General features: G+C 65.2%; 15 protein-coding genes. 10 read left to right on the top strand and 5 right to left on the bottom strand.

Translation table 11 applies throughout. From position 1 onward, the window contains the following. Positions 1-26: 26 nt before the first annotated feature. From IP92_RS06450 to IP92_RS06480, 7 genes are all read left to right on the top strand, one after another. Positions 27-449, top strand: a complete 423-nt coding sequence (locus tag IP92_RS06450; RefSeq protein WP_145873706.1) for a type IV pilin protein — start codon at positions 27-29, stop codon at positions 447-449. Further along, positions 437-1063 carry a pilus assembly FimT family protein gene (locus IP92_RS06455; protein ID WP_145873707.1) on the top strand — a complete coding sequence of 209 codons (627 nt, stop codon included), beginning with the start codon at positions 437-439 and terminating at the stop codon, positions 1061-1063. Before IP92_RS06450 ends, IP92_RS06455 begins: the two co-directional genes overlap by 13 nt. Next, positions 1060-1473, top strand: a complete 414-nt coding sequence (locus IP92_RS06460; RefSeq protein ID WP_145873708.1) for a type IV pilus modification PilV family protein — start codon at positions 1060-1062, stop codon at positions 1471-1473. Before IP92_RS06455 ends, IP92_RS06460 begins: the two co-directional genes overlap by 4 nt. Continuing rightward, positions 1470-2624 carry a PilW family protein gene (locus IP92_RS06465; protein ID WP_145873709.1) on the top strand — a complete coding sequence of 385 codons (1155 nt, stop codon included), beginning with the start codon at positions 1470-1472 and terminating at the stop codon, positions 2622-2624. The genes IP92_RS06460 and IP92_RS06465 overlap by 4 nt, the downstream gene beginning before the upstream one ends. Continuing rightward, positions 2624-3220, top strand: coding sequence for a pilus assembly PilX family protein (locus tag IP92_RS06470; RefSeq protein ID WP_145873710.1), 597 nt, complete (start codon positions 2624-2626; stop codon positions 3218-3220). The genes IP92_RS06465 and IP92_RS06470 overlap by 1 nt, the downstream gene beginning before the upstream one ends. 13 nt (positions 3221-3233) lie before the next feature. Further along, positions 3234-7832 carry a PilC/PilY family type IV pilus protein gene (locus IP92_RS06475; RefSeq protein ID WP_229418660.1) on the top strand — a complete coding sequence of 1533 codons (4599 nt, stop codon included), beginning with the start codon at positions 3234-3236 and terminating at the stop codon, positions 7830-7832. 260 nt (positions 7833-8092) lie between these two features. Then, the gene (locus IP92_RS06480; RefSeq protein WP_145873711.1) at positions 8093-9760 is read left to right on the top strand and encodes a peptide chain release factor 3; all 1668 of its coding nucleotides are present in this window, start codon (positions 8093-8095) and stop codon (positions 9758-9760) included. 62 nt (positions 9761-9822) lie between these two features. Here IP92_RS06480 and IP92_RS06485 read toward each other — a convergent pair whose 3' ends face one another. Then, entirely contained in the window at positions 9823-11094 is a 1272-nt protein-coding gene (locus IP92_RS06485) for a glycosyltransferase (protein WP_158206683.1), read from the bottom strand. Between the two features lie 132 nt (positions 11095-11226). Between IP92_RS06485 and IP92_RS06490 the strand changes: the two genes are divergently transcribed. Genes IP92_RS06490 through IP92_RS06500 form a run of 3 tightly spaced genes read left to right on the top strand, consistent with a single transcriptional unit; the run spans position 11227 to position 13885 of the window. Then, complete coding sequence (locus tag IP92_RS06490) at positions 11227-11619, top strand: GntR family transcriptional regulator (protein WP_145873713.1); 393 nt, start codon at positions 11227-11229, stop codon at positions 11617-11619. Then, the gene (locus IP92_RS06495) at positions 11616-12491 is read left to right on the top strand and encodes an ABC transporter ATP-binding protein (RefSeq protein ID WP_145873714.1); all 876 of its coding nucleotides are present in this window, start codon (positions 11616-11618) and stop codon (positions 12489-12491) included. The genes IP92_RS06490 and IP92_RS06495 overlap by 4 nt, the downstream gene beginning before the upstream one ends. After that, positions 12488-13885 carry a hypothetical protein gene (locus tag IP92_RS06500; RefSeq protein WP_145873715.1) on the top strand — a complete coding sequence of 466 codons (1398 nt, stop codon included), beginning with the start codon at positions 12488-12490 and terminating at the stop codon, positions 13883-13885. Before IP92_RS06495 ends, IP92_RS06500 begins: the two co-directional genes overlap by 4 nt. Position 13886: 1 nt before the next feature. Here IP92_RS06500 and IP92_RS06505 read toward each other — a convergent pair whose 3' ends face one another. The 4 genes from IP92_RS06505 to IP92_RS06520 all read right to left on the bottom strand — a co-directional run bounded on the left by IP92_RS06505 (position 13887) and on the right by IP92_RS06520 (position 18372). Beyond that, the gene (locus IP92_RS06505; RefSeq protein ID WP_145873716.1) at positions 13887-14279 is read right to left on the bottom strand and encodes a cupin domain-containing protein; all 393 of its coding nucleotides are present in this window, start codon (positions 14277-14279) and stop codon (positions 13887-13889) included. A 55-nt stretch (positions 14280-14334) separates the two neighbouring features. Next, positions 14335-14655 carry a hypothetical protein gene (locus IP92_RS06510; protein ID WP_145873717.1) on the bottom strand — a complete coding sequence of 107 codons (321 nt, stop codon included), beginning with the start codon at positions 14653-14655 and terminating at the stop codon, positions 14335-14337. An 81-nt stretch (positions 14656-14736) separates the two neighbouring features. Next, positions 14737-15120 carry a DP-EP family protein gene (locus tag IP92_RS06515; RefSeq protein WP_145873718.1) on the bottom strand — a complete coding sequence of 128 codons (384 nt, stop codon included), beginning with the start codon at positions 15118-15120 and terminating at the stop codon, positions 14737-14739. Positions 15121-15132: 12 nt separating this feature from the next. After that, positions 15133-18372 carry an nSTAND1 domain-containing NTPase gene (locus IP92_RS06520; protein ID WP_145873719.1) on the bottom strand — a complete coding sequence of 1080 codons (3240 nt, stop codon included), beginning with the start codon at positions 18370-18372 and terminating at the stop codon, positions 15133-15135. Positions 18373-18393: the final 21 nt, after the last annotated feature.

Consider the following 18393-nt stretch of genomic DNA (forward strand, 5'->3'; position numbering starts at 1 on the left):
GTACGTCAATCCGCCCCGAGGTCGCCATGCAACGTACGCAACGAGGTTTCACGCTGATGGAAGTGCTCATCACAATCGTCATCGTGGGCATCCTGTCGGCGGTCGCGGTGCCCGCCTATACGGAGCACATCACGCGGTCGCGCACGGCCGAGGCGTTCAGCGCGCTGGGCGCGTCGCAGGCGGCGGCCGAACAGTTCTGGAGCAATAACCGCACGTACGTCGGCTTCGACGCGGCGTCGTCGTTCCCGGCCGCGACACCGAATTTCACCTATGCCCTCAGCAACGCCAGCGCCTCGTCGTTCACGGTGACGGCGACCGGCCGCGCCAAGATGGCGGGCTTCACGTACACGATCGACCAGAACGGCACGCGCGCGACGACGGGCACGCCGTCCTGGGGCACGAACGCGGCATGCTGGGTCGACAAGAAGGGCGGCCAATGCTCCAGCTGACGCGCCGCGGCACCGGCTTCACGCTGGTGGAGATGATGGTGGCCATCGTCATCCTCGGCGTGCTGCTGGCCGTCGGCATTCCGAACCTGACGAACTGGATCATGACGAACAAGGCCCGCAGCGCCGCCGAGTTCTACCTGGACGGCATGTCGATGGCGCGCCGCCAGGCCGTCACGCACAACGCGCGCAGCCGCCTCGTGCTGACGCCGAACGCCAACGGGCAGTTCGACTGGCAGGTCGACCTGTGCTTCCCGGCGCCCGGCGCCGCGTGCACGGACGATGCGGGCAACTGGTCGACGGCCACCGCGCCGGCCGCCGGCGATCCGGAAGGCGCGACCGGCTTCAAATCCGTGTTCCGGGCCGCGAATGCGCTGCCGCCGTCCGACGTCTTGATTCCTGCCGTGACGCCGGAAGGCACGAACGTGATCTACTTCACGGAAGTGGGCTGGGTCGACCCGACGATCGCCGACCGCCTGACCCAGCTGCGGCTCGATCCCGCCGCCCGGCTGGCAGGCGACGTGCGCCCCGTCGCACTGACGGTCACGCTGGCCGGCATCGCCTCCAAGTGCGACCCCACGGTGGCCGCGCCCGATTCGCGAGCGTGCCCGCCATGACGCCCGCCCGCATTCATCGCCAGCGCGGCATCGCACTGCTTGAAGCACTGATCGCCGTCGTCATCCTGGCCATCGGCCTGTTGGGCACGATCGGCCTGCAAGCCCGTTCCTATTCGGCGCTGGCCGATGCCGGCATGCGCGCCGAGGCGACGATCGCCGCCGACCGCCTCGTCGGCATCATGAGCAACGACGTGGCCAACCTGGCCAACTACCAGGTCGCGCTGGATGCCGCCGCGCCGGCCGCGCTGGCGCCATGGGCCGCCGAGACGGCCGCCGCGATTCCCGGCGCGCGCTACAGCGTGACCGTCGTGCCCGAGGCGCAGCGCACCCGCGTGGACATCGAGATCCATTGGCGGCGCAAGCGCGGCGATGCGGACAACCAGCACCTCGTGACGGCGTACATCCGATGAAGACCAATGCACAACGGGGCTTCTCGCTCGTCGAACTGATGGTCAGCGTCGTCATCGGGCTGCTGGCCGTGATGTTCGCGACGCGCCTGATGGTCAATGGCGAACAAAGCAAGTCCGCTTCCGTCGGCGGTTCGGATGCGATGCAGAACGGCATGCTGGCGCTGTTCTCGATCCAGCACGACGCGGCGCAGGCGGGGTGGGGATTGAACGACGATCTCGTCACCGGCTGCAATACGCGGATGACCGATACGCAAGGCTATGCGCTGGCGGCAGCCACCCGTGGCGGCGTAGCGATCACACCGCTGGCCGCTGCCGTGATCGTGGACGGCGGCCAGCGCTCGGATGCCCTGTCGCTGTACTCGGGCACGGGCATGGCGGGCGTCGGGTCCACGCGGGTCTGGCAGAACTACAACGGCGGCTCGCAAATCGGCGTCGACACCGCCGCGCCGTTCGGCTTCAACCAGGGCGATGCGGTCGTTGTCGCACCGGAGCCGACCGGCGCCGATTGCGTGCTGGCGCAGCTGTCCGCAGCGCCGGCCGGCAGCATCCTGCAGATTGCCAGCGGCGCCGCATGGCGCTTCAACAGCGGCAACCTGGGCGTCGCGTACGACGGCGGCCAGGCCCGCGTGTTCAACCTGGGCCGCGCCGACAAGCTGGCCTTCCACACGTGGACCGTGTCGAACGGCGTGCTGCAGCTGCGCGCGACCGACCTGGCGGGCGCCGGGCAGCAGCCGCAAGCCGTCGTCGGCAACGTCGTCGCGCTGAAGGCGCAATACGGCTTCGATACGCGTGCCGGCGCCGCGTTCACGCCGAAGGAGGGCATGCAGGTGGGCCAGTGGAGCACGGCGATGGTCGATGCGGACGGCAACGGCAGCACGGGCAGCGCGGGCGACTGGCAGCGCATCGCCGCGCTGCGCATCGCCGTCATAGCGCGCAGCGCCGTGCCGGAACGGCCCGCCGCGCGCCAGACGACATGCACCGCCACGACGGCGCCGCTGTCCGTGTTCGGCACGGCCGTGCCGGCGGGCGTTGCGGCCGCGCCGGTGCAGGTGGCGCTTGACATCGCGGGCGACACCGTCAGCTGGACCTGCTACCGTTATCGCGTGTTCGAGACGATCGTCCCGATCCGCAACGCCGGGTGGAGGCCGTGATGCCGCGCCGCCGCTCCACCGCGCAACGCGGGCTGGCGCTGCCCGTGATGCTGATCATGCTCGTCGTGATGATGGTCAGCAGCATCTACCTGCTGCGCTCGACGAATTCGACGACGCTGACGACGTCGAACCTGGCCTACGAGGACGCGCTGTCGAAGGCCGCCGACCTGGGCATCCATACCGCCTACAACTGGCTGAACAACCAGGCCGACAAGAGTGTGCTGAACAACGACGTGCCGGCGGCCGGCTACGTCGCCACCACCAATCCCGGTGCGGGGCAGGGCGTGTCGAACCCGGCGTTCTGGGCCAATTCCATCAAGGTGTGGGACGCGAACAACCGCAACCAGGTCGAGTACGTGATCCACCGGATGTGCCAGTTCGCGGGGCCGTACAACTCCGAGGCGCCGAAGAACAATTGCTCGCAGACGGCCGCGCGGCAGAATGTGCAGGCGCGCACCCGCGTCGGCGACAGCCTGTCTTCCGATGCGCCGGCCTACCAGGGCAAGCCGCAATTGCATTACCTGATCACCGCGCGCGTGTCCGGCCCGCGCGGCGGCAACGTGATGAACCAGGCCGTCGTGATGATGGGCCCGTGATCGCGAGAGAACCATGATGAAGAACTTCCTGATCCGGCTGGCGTGCGCGCTGTTGCCGTCCTTGCCCGCGCTGGCGCTGGCCGCCACGACGAACATCGCGCAAGTGCCGCTGCTGAACATCGCCGGCACCGGTACCGTCAAGCCGAACCTGATGCTGTTGTTCGATAACTCCGGCTCGATGGACCAGACTTACACGCCGGACTACGTGAACGACAACATCTGCCGCTCGCGCCGCACCCTGGCCGACGGCGTGACGGCATGCGCGGTGGGCCACCCTCCGTTCATGAGTCCCGACTTCAACCGGCAGTACTACAACCCGCGCATCCGCTACCAGCCGCCGATCATGTGGGACGGCACGTACTACGCGGAGATGACGGCGGCGCAGACGAGCAACTGGACCAACGTGCCCAGCGACGGGTTCGGGCGCAGCAACTCGAACCTGTACGGCCAGGGCGACACCGCGATCGACCTGACGACCGGGTTCCCGGACGTGAAGTGGTGCAATGCGTCCGACAACACGGACTGCCGCATCAACACGGCCACCTACACGTACCCGGACAACACCTACTACACGGCGGCCGGCATCAGCGGCGCGCCTTACTACTACAACATCGCCGTATCGGAATACTGCCGCGACGAGACGCTGACGTCGTGCACGGCGGTGGCGGCCGGCGCCGCCGCGGCGTCCGGCTACCCGGTGGCAGCGAAGGTCCGCTGGTGCAGCAACCGGACGCTGACGACGTGCCAGGCCAAGCGCGTGGGCAGTTACGTCTATCCGAAGTATTCCAGCCCGCCAGCGGCCACGATCGCCTACGGCGCGGTGACGATCGGCGCATCGCTGTCGACGTCGTCGATGTCGATCACGTCGGTCGCCGTGATCGACCCCGCCTCGCCCAACAGCCCGATCACGATCACGAACGGCACCGTCACGGCGTCGACCGGCACCAACACGGCCGCCAAGCAGCAGGCGCTGGCCACCTCGCTGGCCGCCAGCATCATCGCGAAGACGGGCCTGGGCACGAACTCGTACTGGGCTTGCGTGCGCACCCCGGTCGGATCGAGCACCGTGCCGGCCTGCTCGACGCTGGGCGTGCCGCTGACGTCGGACAACGTCGTGGCCGTGATTCCGATTACTTGCGCCAGCGGCACCAAGTCGCTGACGAACTGCAGCACGATCCGCCAGGACTCCACCTCCAACACGCGCCAGGGCTGGGGCCTGACGGTGACGGCACCGACGGTCCAGACCACCCCCGCAACGACGGGCCAGCCGCCGACGGCGCTGTTGCGCATCGGCGGCAGCGGCAGCACGCGCAGCACCGGCTACGCCAGCTACCTGACGCTGGGCACGACCCGCATCACCGATACGGTCGCGTTGAAGAACCAGTCGCCGGCCGGCGCCGCGACGTTGCTTGTCCAGGCCATCAACGCCTACGGCACGCGCGCCACCCACAAGGCTTACCTGGGCGGCGACACCACAACAGCCGTCTGCGCGGACGAGCCGGCGACGACCGTTTGCGTCGTCAATGTCAACGCCACCAGCAATGGCGCGGCGTTCACGGGCAATACCGGCAACACCAGCTACGTGACGTTCTCGTTCGTGGCGGCCAACAGCGTGATCGAAGGCGTGCCGACGACGACGACGGCATTGTCGTCGCTGCCGAACGCATTCAGCCGGGTGGACATCCTACCGGGTGGCACGTATCCGAAGACTTCGGCGCGCACCGATTGCGTGGCGCAGGCGGGCGCCTGCACCTACGCCGAGGAGATGACGAACTTCGCCAATTGGTATGCGTACTACAAGAGCCGGCTGCAGATGATGAAGACGTCGGTCGGCATCGCCTTCGCGGCGATTAACGCGAACTATCGCGTGGGCTTCGTGCGCCTGTCGCAGGCCGGCTCCGGCTATGCGATCGACATGAAGCCGGCCGACTTCACCGGCACCGCGCGCAGCACGTGGTATTCGACCTTGTACGGCACGACGACGAGCGGCTCGACGCCGATCCGCACCGCGATGGACAATGTGGGCAGGATGTTCGCCAACCTGTCGCCCTACAACTACGGGGTGGGCGACGAAGTGGTGCAGTTCCCCTGCCAGCAGAACTTCCTGATCCTGACGACGGACGGGTACTGGAACGGCAGCAGCACGAGCAACGTCGTCAATAACGACAACCGCGAGAACGCCGGGCGCTTCTGTTCGTACGCGCGCGGCTGCGTCGATACGCGCGACCAGTCGCAGCCTTCGATCTCGGACGTGGCGCTGCACTGGTATAACGGCGGCTCGTCGACGGGCACCGTGTCGCTGCGCCCGGACCTGGAGCCGGACGTGACGAAGCCCGGCCAGGTGCCGGCGGCGGAAGGCGAGAACACGCACCTGCACATGAACACGTACACGCTGGGCCTGGGCGTGGACGGCGTGATGACGTACGAGTCGAACTACGACACGGCACCAAAGGCGGGCGGCGACTTCTACAACCTGATCACCCGCGTGCCGACGGGCTGCCCATGGAATGCCAACGGCGCGTATGTGTGGCCGAACCCGGACACGACGAACACCAGCAGCACCGTGCAGGAGCGCGTGGACGACCTGTGGCACGCGGCCATCAACGGCCACGGCAAGTACTTCAGCGCGAACGAGCCGCGCGAAGTGGTCGAGGGCCTGTCGGCGGCGCTGGCGAACATGCAGGTGACGCTGGGCGCCGCGTCGGCCGCGGCCACGTCCACCCCGAACATCTCGCTGCAGGACAACGACATCTTCTCCGATACGTTCACGACGGTGAAATGGTATGGCGAGCTATCCGACCGCAAGATCGACCCGACCACCGGCGTCGTCGGCACGACGACGGTGTGGACCACCACCGACACCGTCGGCGAGAAGGTCGCGGCCAGCAGCGATACGCGCAGCATCTGGATGCTGGGCTCAAGCGGGCTGAAGGCATTCAGCTACGACCAGATGACGAGCCAGGAAAAGGCCTGGTTCACCAGCCAGTGCACGAACCTGCCCCAATGCACGCTGCTGTCGACGGCCGACCGCGCACTCGTCAACGACGGCGCCAACATGGTGAACTGGCTGCGCGGCCAGCAGCAGTATGCCAACGACCGCATCTACCGCGCCTACACGATGAGCACGGGGACGACCGCACTGCCGATCGTGCTGGGCGATATCGCATCGTCGAAGCCGGCCTATGTGCGCGACCCGCGCAAGGCCTATACGGCGGCCGGCTATGCGGAATTCCGCGATGCGCAGACGGCGGCGCGCCCCGTGGCGACCGTGTTCACGGCCGCGAACGACGGCATGCTGCATGCGTTCGCCGCCAACGATGGCGAGGAGCTGTGGGCGTACGTCCCGCGCATCACGATGAGGAAGCTGCCCGCGCTGTCGAGCACCACGTACGCGACGAACCACCAGTTCACGACGGACGGCTCGCCGGAAGTGGCGGACGTGTACTTCGGCGGCGCCTGGCACACGGTGCTGGTGGCCGGCCTGAACGCGGGCGGGCGCGGCTACTACGCGCTCGACATCACCAATCCCCGCCAGCCACGTCAGCTGTGGGAACTGTGCGCCGACGCGACCGTGTGCACGAACGCGTTGCCGAACCTGGGCCTCTCGTTCGGCAACCCGCAATTCGGCACGTGGAAGGATGGCTCGGGCACGGCACGCTGGGTCGTGTTCCTCACGTCCGGCTACAACAACGTGCCGGGTGTTGACGGCGTGGCCAGCGGCGACGGCAAGGGCTACCTGTTCATCGTCGACGTGGCGACGGGCACGGTGCTGAAGACCGTCAGCACGAACAGCGGCGATACGACGACGCCGACCGGCCTGGCGAAGATCACCGCGATCACGGCCGACCCGAACACCGATCCGCTCGTCACGTACATCTACGGCGGCGACAACCAGGGCCAGATGTGGCGCTTCGACCTGACGACGACGGACGGCAGCGTGGGCGTGCTGAAGATGGGCGACGCCGGTGCGACGCAGCCGGTGACGACGCGGCCGGACGTGACGCTTTGCTCCGTCGACGGCAGCACCGAACCGCGACGCGTGGTGCTGTTCGGCACGGGCCGCCTGCTCGACGTGCCCGACACAACGAACACGGATGTGCAAAGCCTGTACGCGCTGAAGGACACGGGCGCCTACGTCAACGTGCGCGGCGCGGCGATGGAGCAGCAGACGCTGTCGGCGGTGGGCAGCGGCACGAACACGAACCAGTACGCGATCACCGACGCGGCGGCGGACCTGAACACGAAGAGCGGCTGGTATTTCGACTGGCGCCTGAACCCGGGCGAGCGGATGAACATCGACCCGAAGATCGTCAGCGGTGTGGCGAACGTGGTAACGAACCTGCCGACGTCGTCCTCGTCGTGCTCGGTGGGCGGCACCAGTAACGCGTACGCGGTGGACGTGTGCCGCGGCGCCGGCGTGAACGGCACGATCGTCGGCGGCACGCTGTCGAACACGTCGGCCGCCGTCGGCTTCATCATCGTGCGCCTGCCGAGCGGCCAGCTGAAGATGATCGCGACGACGGCGAAGGGCGAAACCTTGACGCGGCCGATCGCTGAGCTGGATTCGGAGGGCGCGCACCCCGTCGGCTGGCGGCGCGTGAAGGGCGATTGATGGTTGAGCTCGTGTCACCGGTGCCAGGCACCGGTGACACGGACTGAGCCATGATGCCCGTAGGCACAGCTCAGCCTGTGTCCCCTGGTGCCAGGCACGAAGGGACACAGGCCCATCCAGAGCACCGCTCAGCTCGTGTCTCTTGGTGCCTGGCACCAGGAGACACGGACTCAGCTGTCGAGGTGCTGAAAACGCCCGGAGCAACGCAAAAAACGGTAAAATCGCAGGTTTTCCGTCGAGCCGAACCGTTGGCCGCCATCATGTCCGAAGAAATCCAAACGAATCAACAGGAACCTGCACAGGAAGCCGTGCAAAGCGGCAGCGCGAAGACGCCCGCGCTGATCGCGCGCGAAGTGCAGCGCCGCCGCACGTTCGGCATCATTTCCCACCCCGACGCGGGTAAGACGACGCTGACCGAGAAGCTGCTGCTGTTCTCGGGCGCGATCCAGATGGCCGGTACCGTGAAGGCGCGCAAGAGCGCGCGCCACGCCACGTCGGACTGGATGGAAATCGAGAAGCAGCGAGGCATTTCCGTCGCGTCGTCCGTGATGCAGTTCGAATTCCGCGACCACATCATCAACCTGCTCGACACGCCGGGTCACCAGGACTTCTCGGAAGACACCTACCGCGTGCTGACGGCCGTCGACTCGGCGCTGATGGTGATTGACGCGGCCAAGGGTGTCGAGGCGCAGACGATCAAGCTGCTCGACGTCTGCCGCATGCGCAACACGCCGATCGTCACGTTCATGAACAAGATGGACCGCGAAACGCGCGACCCGCTCGAGCTGCTCGACGAGCTGGAATCCGTGCTGAAGATCCAATGCGCGCCGGTGACGTGGCCGATCGGCATGGGCAAGAACTTCCGCGGCGTGTACCACCTGCTGCGCGACGAAGTGCTGCTGTTCCGCGCCGGCGAGGAAAGCGCGAACCAGACCTTCGAAGTCGTCAAGGGCATCGACAACCCGAAGCTGCAGGAGATGTTCCCCCTCGAGATGGACCAGCTGCGCATGGAGGTCGAGCTTGTGCACGGCGCGTCGCACCCGTTCAACCTGGAAGACTTCCTGGCCGGTATCCAGACGCCCGTGTTCTTCGGTTCCGCGATCAACAACTTCGGCGTGCGCGAGATCCTGTCCGCGCTGGTCGACTGGGCACCGCCGCCGCGCGGCCGCGATGCCACGGTGCGCTCCGTCGAACCGACGGAGCAGCCGTTCTCCGGCTTCGTGTTCAAGATCCAGGCGAACATGGACCCGGCCCACCGCGACCGCATCGCGTTCCTGCGTGTGTGCTCCGGGCGTTTCGAGCGCGGCATGAAGGTCAAGCACCTGCGGCTGGGCCGCGAAGTGAAGGTATCGTCCGTGGTGACGTTCATGGCATCGTCGCGCGAGCAGGTCGAAGAGGCCTACGCCGGCGACATCATCGGCCTGCCGAACCACGGCAATATGCAGATCGGCGACAGCTTCTCGGAAGGCGAGATGCTGCAGTTCACGGGCATCCCGTACTTCGCGCCGGACTTCTTCCGCCAGGTCCGCATCCGCAACCCGCTGAAGATCAAGCAGCTGCACAAAGGCTTGCAGCAGCTGGGCGAAGAGGGCGCCGTGCAGGTGTTCAAGCCGGTGCAGGGCGGCGAACTGGTGCTGGGCGCCGTCGGCGTGCTGCAGTTCGAAGTGGTCGCTTCGCGCCTGATGAACGAGTACGGTGTGGACGCCGTCTTCGAAGGCACGAGCATCAGCAGCGCGCGCTGGGTGTCGTCGGACGACAAGAAGGCGCTGGCCGACTTCGAAGCGGCACTGGGCCACAACGTCGCCTACGATGCGGCCGGCAACCTGGCCTACCTGGCCACGTCGGGCGTGAACCTGCGGCTGACGCAGGAGCGCTGGCCGAAGCTGATGTTCCATGCGACCAGGGAGCATGCGACGAAGCTGGGGTGATGCCGCACCGCTGCATCTGAAAACCGCGCCACGCCGGCGCGGTTTTTTTTTTCGTCTGTCGACTACGTCGTGCGGCCGAACTTCCGCTCGATCAGCGCGACAGCGGTCTCCACGCCGCGGTCCTGCCGCATTGCCGCGCTCACCAGCAGTGCCTGGCTTGTCATGTCGGCAGTGACTTCGCCGATACGCTTCGCCAGCGCGGCCGCGGTCGCGGTTCGCCGTTTCAACAGCCGTGGCGCCACACCGATGCGCCCCAGCTCGCGCCCCCAGTGCTCCTGCTCACTGATGTGCGCGACGACGATCGACGGCTTGCCGGCCAGCGTCGCGGATTGCGTGGTGCCCGCGCCGCCGTGGTGCACGATCGCCGCGCAGCGCGGGAAGATCGCATGGTGTGGCGATGCCGACAGGTAGAACACCCGATCCGTCCGCGCGAAGCCGCAGTCCTGCCACGTCGGGCTTTGAATGATCGCGCGGCAGCCGGCAAGCCGCGCGGCGTCCGTCAGCCATTGCAGCGTCTCGCGCTGCCACACCCGGTCGCGCGGCATCCAGCTGCCCATCGTCATGTAGACGGGTGGGGCGCCCGCTGCGAGGAACGCCTCCAGTTCAGCAGGCACACTGCCTTCGACCTCGATGTTCGGCATGTCGAGAAAGCCGCACACCTGCACTGTCTCCGGCCAGTCCGGCTGGCGTTCGCAAATCTGCGGGCTGACTGCCACCAGCGTCAGGGAGCGCGACAGCCACACTTCACCGACGACGTCGCGCGTCAGGGGCATGCCTTGCTCTCGGCGCAGCCGGTTGGCATAGGGTTTCAGCACGCCGTTGAGTGCCAGCTTCGTTACCCACCACAGCACGCGGTTGCCGGCCTTGCCGAGGAAGTCCAGCTGCAGCGGATGGTTGTACGCGCTCGGCACGCCCGCATGCGACAGCATGACGCTGACATACGGCTTGCCCGCTTGCTCGGCCGCGATCTGCAGCGGGTGCAGGACGTAGTGGCCGATCAGCAGATCCGACTCCGCCGCAAGGGCGCGCGCTGCCGCGAACATCGCATCCTCGGCTGGGGCGAAGCACATGCGAAAGAGCGTCGCCATCTGCTTCATCGGGTCCTTCATGCCCTGTGCCATATTGGCGACGACCTCGGTCTGGGCGGCGTCGATGACGGGGGAGGCCACCACGCGGATGCGCACGCCCGCCGTCGAGGCCAACTGGTCGCATGCGCTGTCGGGCGATGTGACGACGAGCGTGACGTCGTGCCCGGCGCGCTGCAAGCCTTCGCCCAGCGCGAGAAAGGGACGGATATCGCCATGGCTGCCCCAGGTCTGGATGCCGATCTTCATTGTTCTCCTTGTTAGCGACAGGTCCAGCTCATTATCGCTGAGTTCCCGACGCGCCGCCCGCATCCGCCGAAAGCCGTTGACAATGCCGTCATAGGTGTATACTGTATTAATCACTTAATACACCATACAGTCATGGCCGAACACACCGCACTGCTGTTTTCCATCGCGACCGGATCGCCGGACCCGATCTATCGCCAGCTGATCGAGCAGGTCAAGCGGCTGTGCGCGGCCGGGGTGCTGAAGCCGGGCGACACGCTGCCTTCGGTGCGCGAAGTGGCGCAGGCGCTGGCCGTCAATCCGATGACGGTGTCGAAAGCGTACAACCTGCTCGAGATGGAAGGCGTGCTGGAACGGTTGCGCGGGCAGGGCATGCAGGTGGCGCAGCGGCGCCGGCAGGGCAAGGGTGAGCGGGAGGCGCTGCTGCGCCCAGCGCTGGAGCGCGCCGCGCGCGAAGCCCGCCAGCTGGAGCTGGACGACGCCACGATCCTCGAGTTGTTCAAACAAGTGCTGAAGGAAGCGACATGAACCCACCAATCCTGACCCTGCGCGGTGTACGCAAGAGCTTCGGCAATCATGCCGCGCTGACGGGTGTCGACTGGCAGATCGGCCAGGGCAAGGTGATCGGCCTGTTGGGCCGCAACGGCGCCGGCAAGTCGACGCTGATGGAGTGCATGCTGGGCCTGCGCGAGATCGACGACGGCGCGATCGCGCTGTTCGGCGAGCCCGTGGACGCGTTGTCCGAAGCGGCGCGTGCCCGCATCGGCTACGTGCCGCAGAAATCCGACCTGTTCGAGTGGCTGACGCCGGACCAGCTGCTCGCTTACTTCCGTACGCTGTACCCGCACTGGAACGAAGCGAAGGTGGAGCACCTGCTGGGCCGCTGGGGCTTCGACGGTGCCGCGCGCAGCCGCAAGATCGGCAACCTGTCGGGCGGCCAGCAACAGCGGCTGTCGATCATCCGCGCGCTCGCGCACGAGCCGGACCTGCTGGTGCTGGACGAACCTGTGGCCGGCCTCGACCCGATGGGCCGGCGCGACTTCCTGCGCGAACTCGTGAACGACGTGGTCGAGCGCGGCACCACCGTCGTGTTCTCGACGCACATCCTGTCCGACCTGGAGCGCGTGGCGATGGATGTGGCGTTCCTGCGCGAAGGCCGCATTGCGGTCGAGGCCCCGCTCGACGAACTGCTGGACGGCACGCGCCGCGTGACGGGCCACCCGAACGTGCTGAGCACACTGCGCCTGGAGCAGGAGCTGGGGCGCGTACGCCACGATGGCGGGGCTTTCAGCATCGTTGCGCGCGTCTCCGAACAGGAGGCTGAGCGGCTCGACGGCACGCCCGGCGTTCGCCTCGACCGCGTGTCGCTGGAAGACCTGTTCGAAGAGGTGACGCGATGAATGCCTATCGCATGCTGCTGATGCAGCCGCTGCTCGAGCGGCGGCTGCGCAACGAGATGTGGAGCACAGTGCTGCTCGTGCTGTTTGCGATCGCCGAATACGTGTCGACGCTGGCGTGGTCGGTGCCGCGCGGGCTCACAAGCTTCCTGGCGGGCGTCTTTCTCGCCGCGGCGGTACTGATCTGGTGGGGCGTGTTCCTGCAGAACGCGGTGCAGCAGAACCGCCCGAGTCTCTCGCTGCTGGTACCGGGCTTGCGCCGGCGGTTGATGGTGCTGACCGCGGTCCTGTGGATCGGCGCCAGCTTGCTGCCTGCGCTGGTGGTCGGCATGGTGCTGGGGCACTTCGGCTATGTGCTGATCGGGACGGCGTTCCTGTTGCTGTTCGTCGCCTTGTGTCAGCGCCATGTGCTGATTTCGTATATGGTCACCGTGGTCATCGTGGCGTGCTTGCAGATCTATCGCGAGCAGCTCGTACGCTTCATGGATGCGGTCACGACATGGGGCGAAACGACCGTGGCGCTTGGCGCCCTGGCCCTGATGGTGCCGCTGGGATGGCTGGCATTGCGCATCCTGTTTCCGCACGGCGGCGACCGCCATTTTGCGTGGGGCGACGCGGCAGCGCGGCGTGCCAGCAACGCCAAGCGCGGCGTCTACATCGCCGCCTTCGACACGTTGGGTGGCCGTCCGTTACTGCGTCTGCTCGACGCATTCTATGCGCCGCGCTCCGCTACGCCGCGCCGGCCGGGGCAAAGCATGCTCGATGGTCTGGGCCCGCGCACGCACTGGAGCCGTCCTTCGATGACCATCGTGATGATCACCGCGTTGACGCTGGCACTGCATGCCTGGGCCGGCACGGCGAAGCTCGCGCCGTTCGTGCCGATCGCACTGGCGCTGCTGGTCCTGCCGTTGTGGGGCCATGCGCGCTCCACGCTGGCGGCGCTGAAGGCGACGCCGGTGGAGCAGGGCGTCCTGCTGCTGACGCCCGGGGCGCCAGCACGCCGTGAACTGAATCGCGAACTGGCCCGCGTGCTGCTGGTCCGCTATGGCATCACATGGCTTGCCTACCTCGCCTGCAGTGCGCTCATCGTGCTCCTCACGATCGGGTCGTGGAACGCGTGGGCGTGCTGCACCGCGTTGTCCGCCATGTTCGCCCCGGTACTGCTGCGCGATCATGCGCGTCATCCTGGCTGGAATAGCGCACTGCTCGTGTTTGGCGCGGTGATGCTGGTGACACCGCCGTTGGCCGGCATCGTCGAGCACGTGTCGGTGCCGAACGGGCTGCTCCCCGGCGCGGTCATCGGCGCGCTGATCGGCACGGCGATCGCGCTGCGGCTTCGTTGGCGCAAGGCCGTGGCGGCCACCGTCGCCTTCCCGGCTGGGCGCCTGGCGGCGTGAACTACTTCGCTGGCGTCGCCAGCGGCTGGCCTTTTTCGACGACATACACGCCGATCAGCTTCGTCGTGCCGCTGCCCGTGTTGCGGGCGTCGTGCACTTTACCTGCCGGGATGATGACAGCCTCGCCGGCCTTCACCTTCCGGGGCGGCTCGCCATCGATCAGCAGCTCGCCTTCGCCTTCCAGGAAGTAGCTGATCTCGTCGCCGGGGTGCGTGTGGCGGCCCGCGGTGGCGCCGGGGGCGAGTTCGACTTGGGCGACCACGGCTTCACGATTTGGTACCGAGATATCGCCACGTGTGACCAGCGTGCGTTTGAGGCCGGATTGTTGGGCGAGCGCGGTGAGGGGGACGCTCGTTAGCGCGAGGCTGGCGAGCAGTGGCAGCAGGTGTCTCATCGGATGCTCCCATGGTTGGTATTGTGCCGACCATGGTAGCGCGGTTTTCGTGTGGTCAGCGGCGGAACAGCGCATCCAGGATGCTGCCGAGCCAGGCTGCGATCAGCACGCCAGAGGCGGTGCTACCGGCAGGTCCAGGGTTTGCGGCGGCGATCCGCTGAAGGATGAGTTGGATATCGAGCTGCAAGGTTCCCGCTGCGATTTCGTTTGCAACTACTGTAGCTGTCGAGATCGCGGAGCCGACGAGGAAAAACAGCGCGACAGCTGCCGGCAGCAGGAACAGGCAGGACCGCGCGGGCCTTTTGAGGACGATGAGTTGGCCGAGGCCGGGGAAGAGCAGCGCTGAGGTGAGCGCTGCGCCGATAGCTCGTTTCACGGGCAGTACAAGGCAACTAAGAACATGCCCTATCTTACCCGGAAAACGCACATGGATCTGCTGTTCGGAGCTACGCGACAGTCAGGCAGGTGGGCGATTGATGATCTGTGGGTCAACTTTAAACTTGGTTCCGATTTTATCGCTGAAATGCAAGGTTACGCCAAAAGTGCCATCGATAAGATTGGCATCGCTGAACGTTGCGAGCTTGCCGCTGCGGCTAATGCTGGGAGTGCTGAATTCCTCGTTGCCATCAGGGGATATGGTAACTTCTACAATCCTAATATCCTCCGGGGTCGGCGAAATTAGCTGATAGTTCAACACAGTGTCAAGTTGCTGCACGTCGATGGACTCAGGCGTGAAATGCGTTTTGTAAACAGTTTCTCCTTCCTTCCCAGTAGTAGGGAAGACGGTTACAAATATGTTAAAAAATGCTGTAGGGGTTACCGGAGTATCAGCGGAACTCATGTTTGCCTTTCTTCAGGGGTGGAAATTTAAAAGGGTGGTTCTGGGATCGGCGTAGCCGGACGCTTCCAGACGTTGACTCACTTCCGCTGCTTTCTGGATATCCTCAGTGCAGCTGAATGAGCGGCTCAGTGGGACGAGGATGGTATAGTCGGCAGTCAACGCGGCTGCAGGAGAAAGCATCTGTTGTACCTCGCGGCAGAGAGCGTGCGCGCCCGCCTTATCGTGCAGCGCATAGAGAACCTTAGCCCGTGTGAGCATTATGTTTGCCAATGTTCCAGCGAACTGAAGGTCCTCGCGTTGTTTGTTTGGAAAGCCAACGAGAGGTGCGAGTGCCTGTTGAGTGGCGGCGTCTGCCTCACCCAGGCGATTCATCCTCAGATATTGTTCGCCCCGCTGCTGGCGAGCCAGCGCGAGCATTTTTGCTAGCTCGATATTTGGTGACGCTGAAGCATTGAAAGTCATTAGCTCTCTTTCAATACTCAATAGCTTCATCAGTGTGGTGGACCCTTGTAGCGTTGCTGGATCAATTGCAATTTCCCTCTGCTTCAGTTTCAAATGGTCGAGCTGCCACGCGCGATTTGTTGGGTCGCTTGCGATAGCGCTGTCCATTAGTTCTTTTGCCTTTCGATAGTCGAACTTAGCAGCAACCAGATCGCCTAGGGCAGCGGACATGTCAGCACTGTGCCAGGCGGACATCGCCAAGCGATAGGACCACAGCGCGTTTGATCTTTCTCTATTATGTAAAGGGTGCAGCAACGATTCTTCACGTCGATAGAGTTGCAGAGCAGATCGGAGCTTTCCAAGTTTGGCATCTGTGCTAGCAAGCCACGAAAGGCTATCAGCCAAGTCAGCTTTCAACGCATCGTCACTTGGAGTGTTATCCAGTGCCGCTTCCTTTAGGCGGATCGACTCTTGGAAATGGATTCGGGCAGCATCGAGAGTGCCTAAACTGAGAGCAATGCTGCCGAGACTCGAATGGGCGTAGGACTGCTCGATCCAACCCTTAGGGTCTTTCGAATCCAAAGCGACCAATCGGTCAGCAATGCGAAGATACTCAGTCATGTATCTCCGTGCTTCATCCAGCTCCCCCTGTTCGAAAGCGATCTGCCCCAACCAGAACGCATTCGCGCCCAAATCCAGCAAGAAGCTCTTGTCTTTCGCCTTTTTGCCGTCCAATTCGGTTAATACCGTTCTTGCAGCCTGGAGGGCGGACCGCGCGTTAGCGGGGTCCGCTCTCGCAATATGGACCTCAGCGATTACCTGTAGAGCTCTCGCTCGTTGGGAAAGGACCGTCTCGTCGACATCAGCTGAGCCGGAGTGAGCAAGATAAACGAATGCCTGCTTACTCACACTGTCCAATAAGTCCAAGCGCCCTAGAGGCCGTAACTTGCCTACGAATTCGCTCAACATAGAAGTCATCAAGCCCTCGGCGGCGCTGCGGTGGCGCTCCGCGGTAGACTGCGCAGCGCGTGCCGTCAATCCGAGCACGATCGCAATGACAGCTAGTGCGGCGAGAGCCGAGAGCAGAGCTGCACGAAGCCGTTTGAAGGATCGAGCGCGACCGTGTGAGGTCTGAATAAAGTCGACTTCAATAGAGGAAAGTGTAAGCCCAGGTAGGTTAAGCAAACTGTTTGCCTGACTGAGCTGAGTTCCTTCGGGTAGAAGCAGATCCCTTGGTTTTCCGCATACCGCCCATCGTTCCGACTGAGGGCCAATTCGCGTCCTTACTTGCAGCGCCTCTCGATGTCGCTCGACCCATTCCACCACGCGCGGCCACCGTCTCAATAGGGCCTCATGCGCAACGCCGAAAGTGGGGACGTCCCCCGTGAACTCACTGACAAAGAGTCTTGCCTCGACAAGCGCATTAACTAGCTCCCGCTCGGTATCGCTCCGCACGGACGCCCAAGCCGCACGTCGCGCCGTGACAGCATTTTGCTCCTCCCCGACACTGACTAGGAGTGACAGCACATGCGGCAACGCCGCTTGCTGCTCCCCCGGCAACCCCGCAAAAATCTCCTCGGCCCGTACCCCCAGCGCCCCCTCAATCCCCCCAAGCTGCCTGAACACCTCAAACCGCAACACCCCATCCTCCGAGCGCTGCCGATACAACTCATTCAAGCAATACTGCAGCAAAGGCAACGCATCCGGACTCCCCCGCGCCTCATCACACAGCACATCATCCAGCGCCGCACCCGTGGTGTGATCAACCTCGAAGGTCAGCCCGGCGGCGCGGGCGGGCAGGCGGATCATCTGCGCGATATCCGCCCCATCCGGCGGCTCCAGGTCGAAGTGCCCACCCCGTGCCTTCAACGCCATCAGCTCGGGTAGCGCAATCAGCTCCGGATAAAAATCGTTGCGGCAAGCGAGCATCACCAGTACCTGGTGGGTGGCCAGCAAGTCGAGCACACCAATGAAACGAGCACGGTCCTCGGCCGTCGTATTCGGCGCCCGGAAGATCGCTTCCAGCCGGTCGACGAAGACGGCGATCCGCACCGGACTATCGACGGCGCCCAGGCGTAACGCGACGGACGCGGGATCGGACCGCAGCCGCCCGGCCAGCGCCTCGGCACTGCTGCCATCGAACAGATACACGCCATCGCGTTCCGCGTCGACGAGCACCGCTGCGAGCGCGCCGAACAAATCCCCGCCGCCCAGGTCTGCGCAATCCATGTGCAGCAGACAAGAGAGGGCGACCGGGCCGTCGCCGCCGGTCAGTTGCGGCAGCAGGCCGGCGCGCACCAGCGACGTCTTGCCGGAGCCGGAAGGCCCGAGCACGAGCGCCATCGCGCAACCGTTTTCGACCTGGTCCAATACCGTTTCGCGCAGCCGGGTGGTTGCCTGCATGCGGCCGAAAAAGATCGCCGCGTGGTTTTCTTCGAACGCTTCCAGGCCCCGGAACGGCGAGCCGTCCTGCCAGATGCCGGCCTGTTCCTCTTCTTCGACGACGTCGGCGAGCGCCCGGTAACCCCGTTTGCGTACCGTTTCGATATATCGCGGCTCGGTGCTCGAGTCGCCCAGCGCGCGGCGCAGTTGGGCGATCGCCTTGTGGATCGGGTTGTCGCCCAGCTCGGCCGTGCCCCAGCACGCTTGCAGGATTTCCTCGGCGGGAATGACGGCGCCGGGGTGCCGGCAGAGGTAGCGCAGCACGTCCATCGCGCGGGGTTCGAGCGGGATGCGGACGTCGCCCTGGCTCAGCGCATTGCCTGCCACGTCGACCGTCCATTCGCCGAAGCGAAACATCCGCTGTTTCATTCGTCCCCGCGCCTTAAAAAC

Origin of the sequence: Pseudoduganella flava (assembly GCF_007830495.1) — a bacterium.
Classification (GTDB): Bacteria; Pseudomonadota; Gammaproteobacteria; order Burkholderiales; family Burkholderiaceae_D; genus Rugamonas; species Rugamonas flava.

What these genes read in the sequence shown, in the direction of transcription:
- IP92_RS06475 (WP_229418660.1), top strand. Translation starts at nt 3,234, where the DNA reads ATGATGAAGAACTTCCTGATCCGGCTGGCGTGCGCGCTGTTGCCGTCC.
- IP92_RS06450 (WP_145873706.1), top strand. Translation starts at nt 27, where the DNA reads ATGCAACGTACGCAACGAGGTTTCACGCTGATGGAAGTGCTCATCACA.
- IP92_RS06515 (WP_145873718.1), bottom strand. Translation starts at nt 15,120, where the DNA reads ATGAGTTCCGCTGATACTCCGGTAACCCCTACAGCATTTTTTAACATA.
- IP92_RS06480 (WP_145873711.1), top strand. Translation starts at nt 8,093, where the DNA reads ATGTCCGAAGAAATCCAAACGAATCAACAGGAACCTGCACAGGAAGCC.
- IP92_RS06455 (WP_145873707.1), top strand. Translation starts at nt 437, where the DNA reads ATGCTCCAGCTGACGCGCCGCGGCACCGGCTTCACGCTGGTGGAGATG.
- IP92_RS06460 (WP_145873708.1), top strand. Translation starts at nt 1,060, where the DNA reads ATGACGCCCGCCCGCATTCATCGCCAGCGCGGCATCGCACTGCTTGAA.
- IP92_RS06490 (WP_145873713.1), top strand. Translation starts at nt 11,227, where the DNA reads ATGGCCGAACACACCGCACTGCTGTTTTCCATCGCGACCGGATCGCCG.
- IP92_RS06485 (WP_158206683.1), bottom strand. Translation starts at nt 11,094, where the DNA reads ATGAAGATCGGCATCCAGACCTGGGGCAGCCATGGCGATATCCGTCCC.
- IP92_RS06465 (WP_145873709.1), top strand. Translation starts at nt 1,470, where the DNA reads ATGAAGACCAATGCACAACGGGGCTTCTCGCTCGTCGAACTGATGGTC.
- IP92_RS06495 (WP_145873714.1), top strand. Translation starts at nt 11,616, where the DNA reads ATGAACCCACCAATCCTGACCCTGCGCGGTGTACGCAAGAGCTTCGGC.
- IP92_RS06500 (WP_145873715.1), top strand. Translation starts at nt 12,488, where the DNA reads ATGAATGCCTATCGCATGCTGCTGATGCAGCCGCTGCTCGAGCGGCGG.
- IP92_RS06520 (WP_145873719.1), bottom strand. Translation starts at nt 18,372, where the DNA reads ATGAAACAGCGGATGTTTCGCTTCGGCGAATGGACGGTCGACGTGGCA.
- IP92_RS06470 (WP_145873710.1), top strand. Translation starts at nt 2,624, where the DNA reads ATGCCGCGCCGCCGCTCCACCGCGCAACGCGGGCTGGCGCTGCCCGTG.
- IP92_RS06505 (WP_145873716.1), bottom strand. Translation starts at nt 14,279, where the DNA reads ATGAGACACCTGCTGCCACTGCTCGCCAGCCTCGCGCTAACGAGCGTC.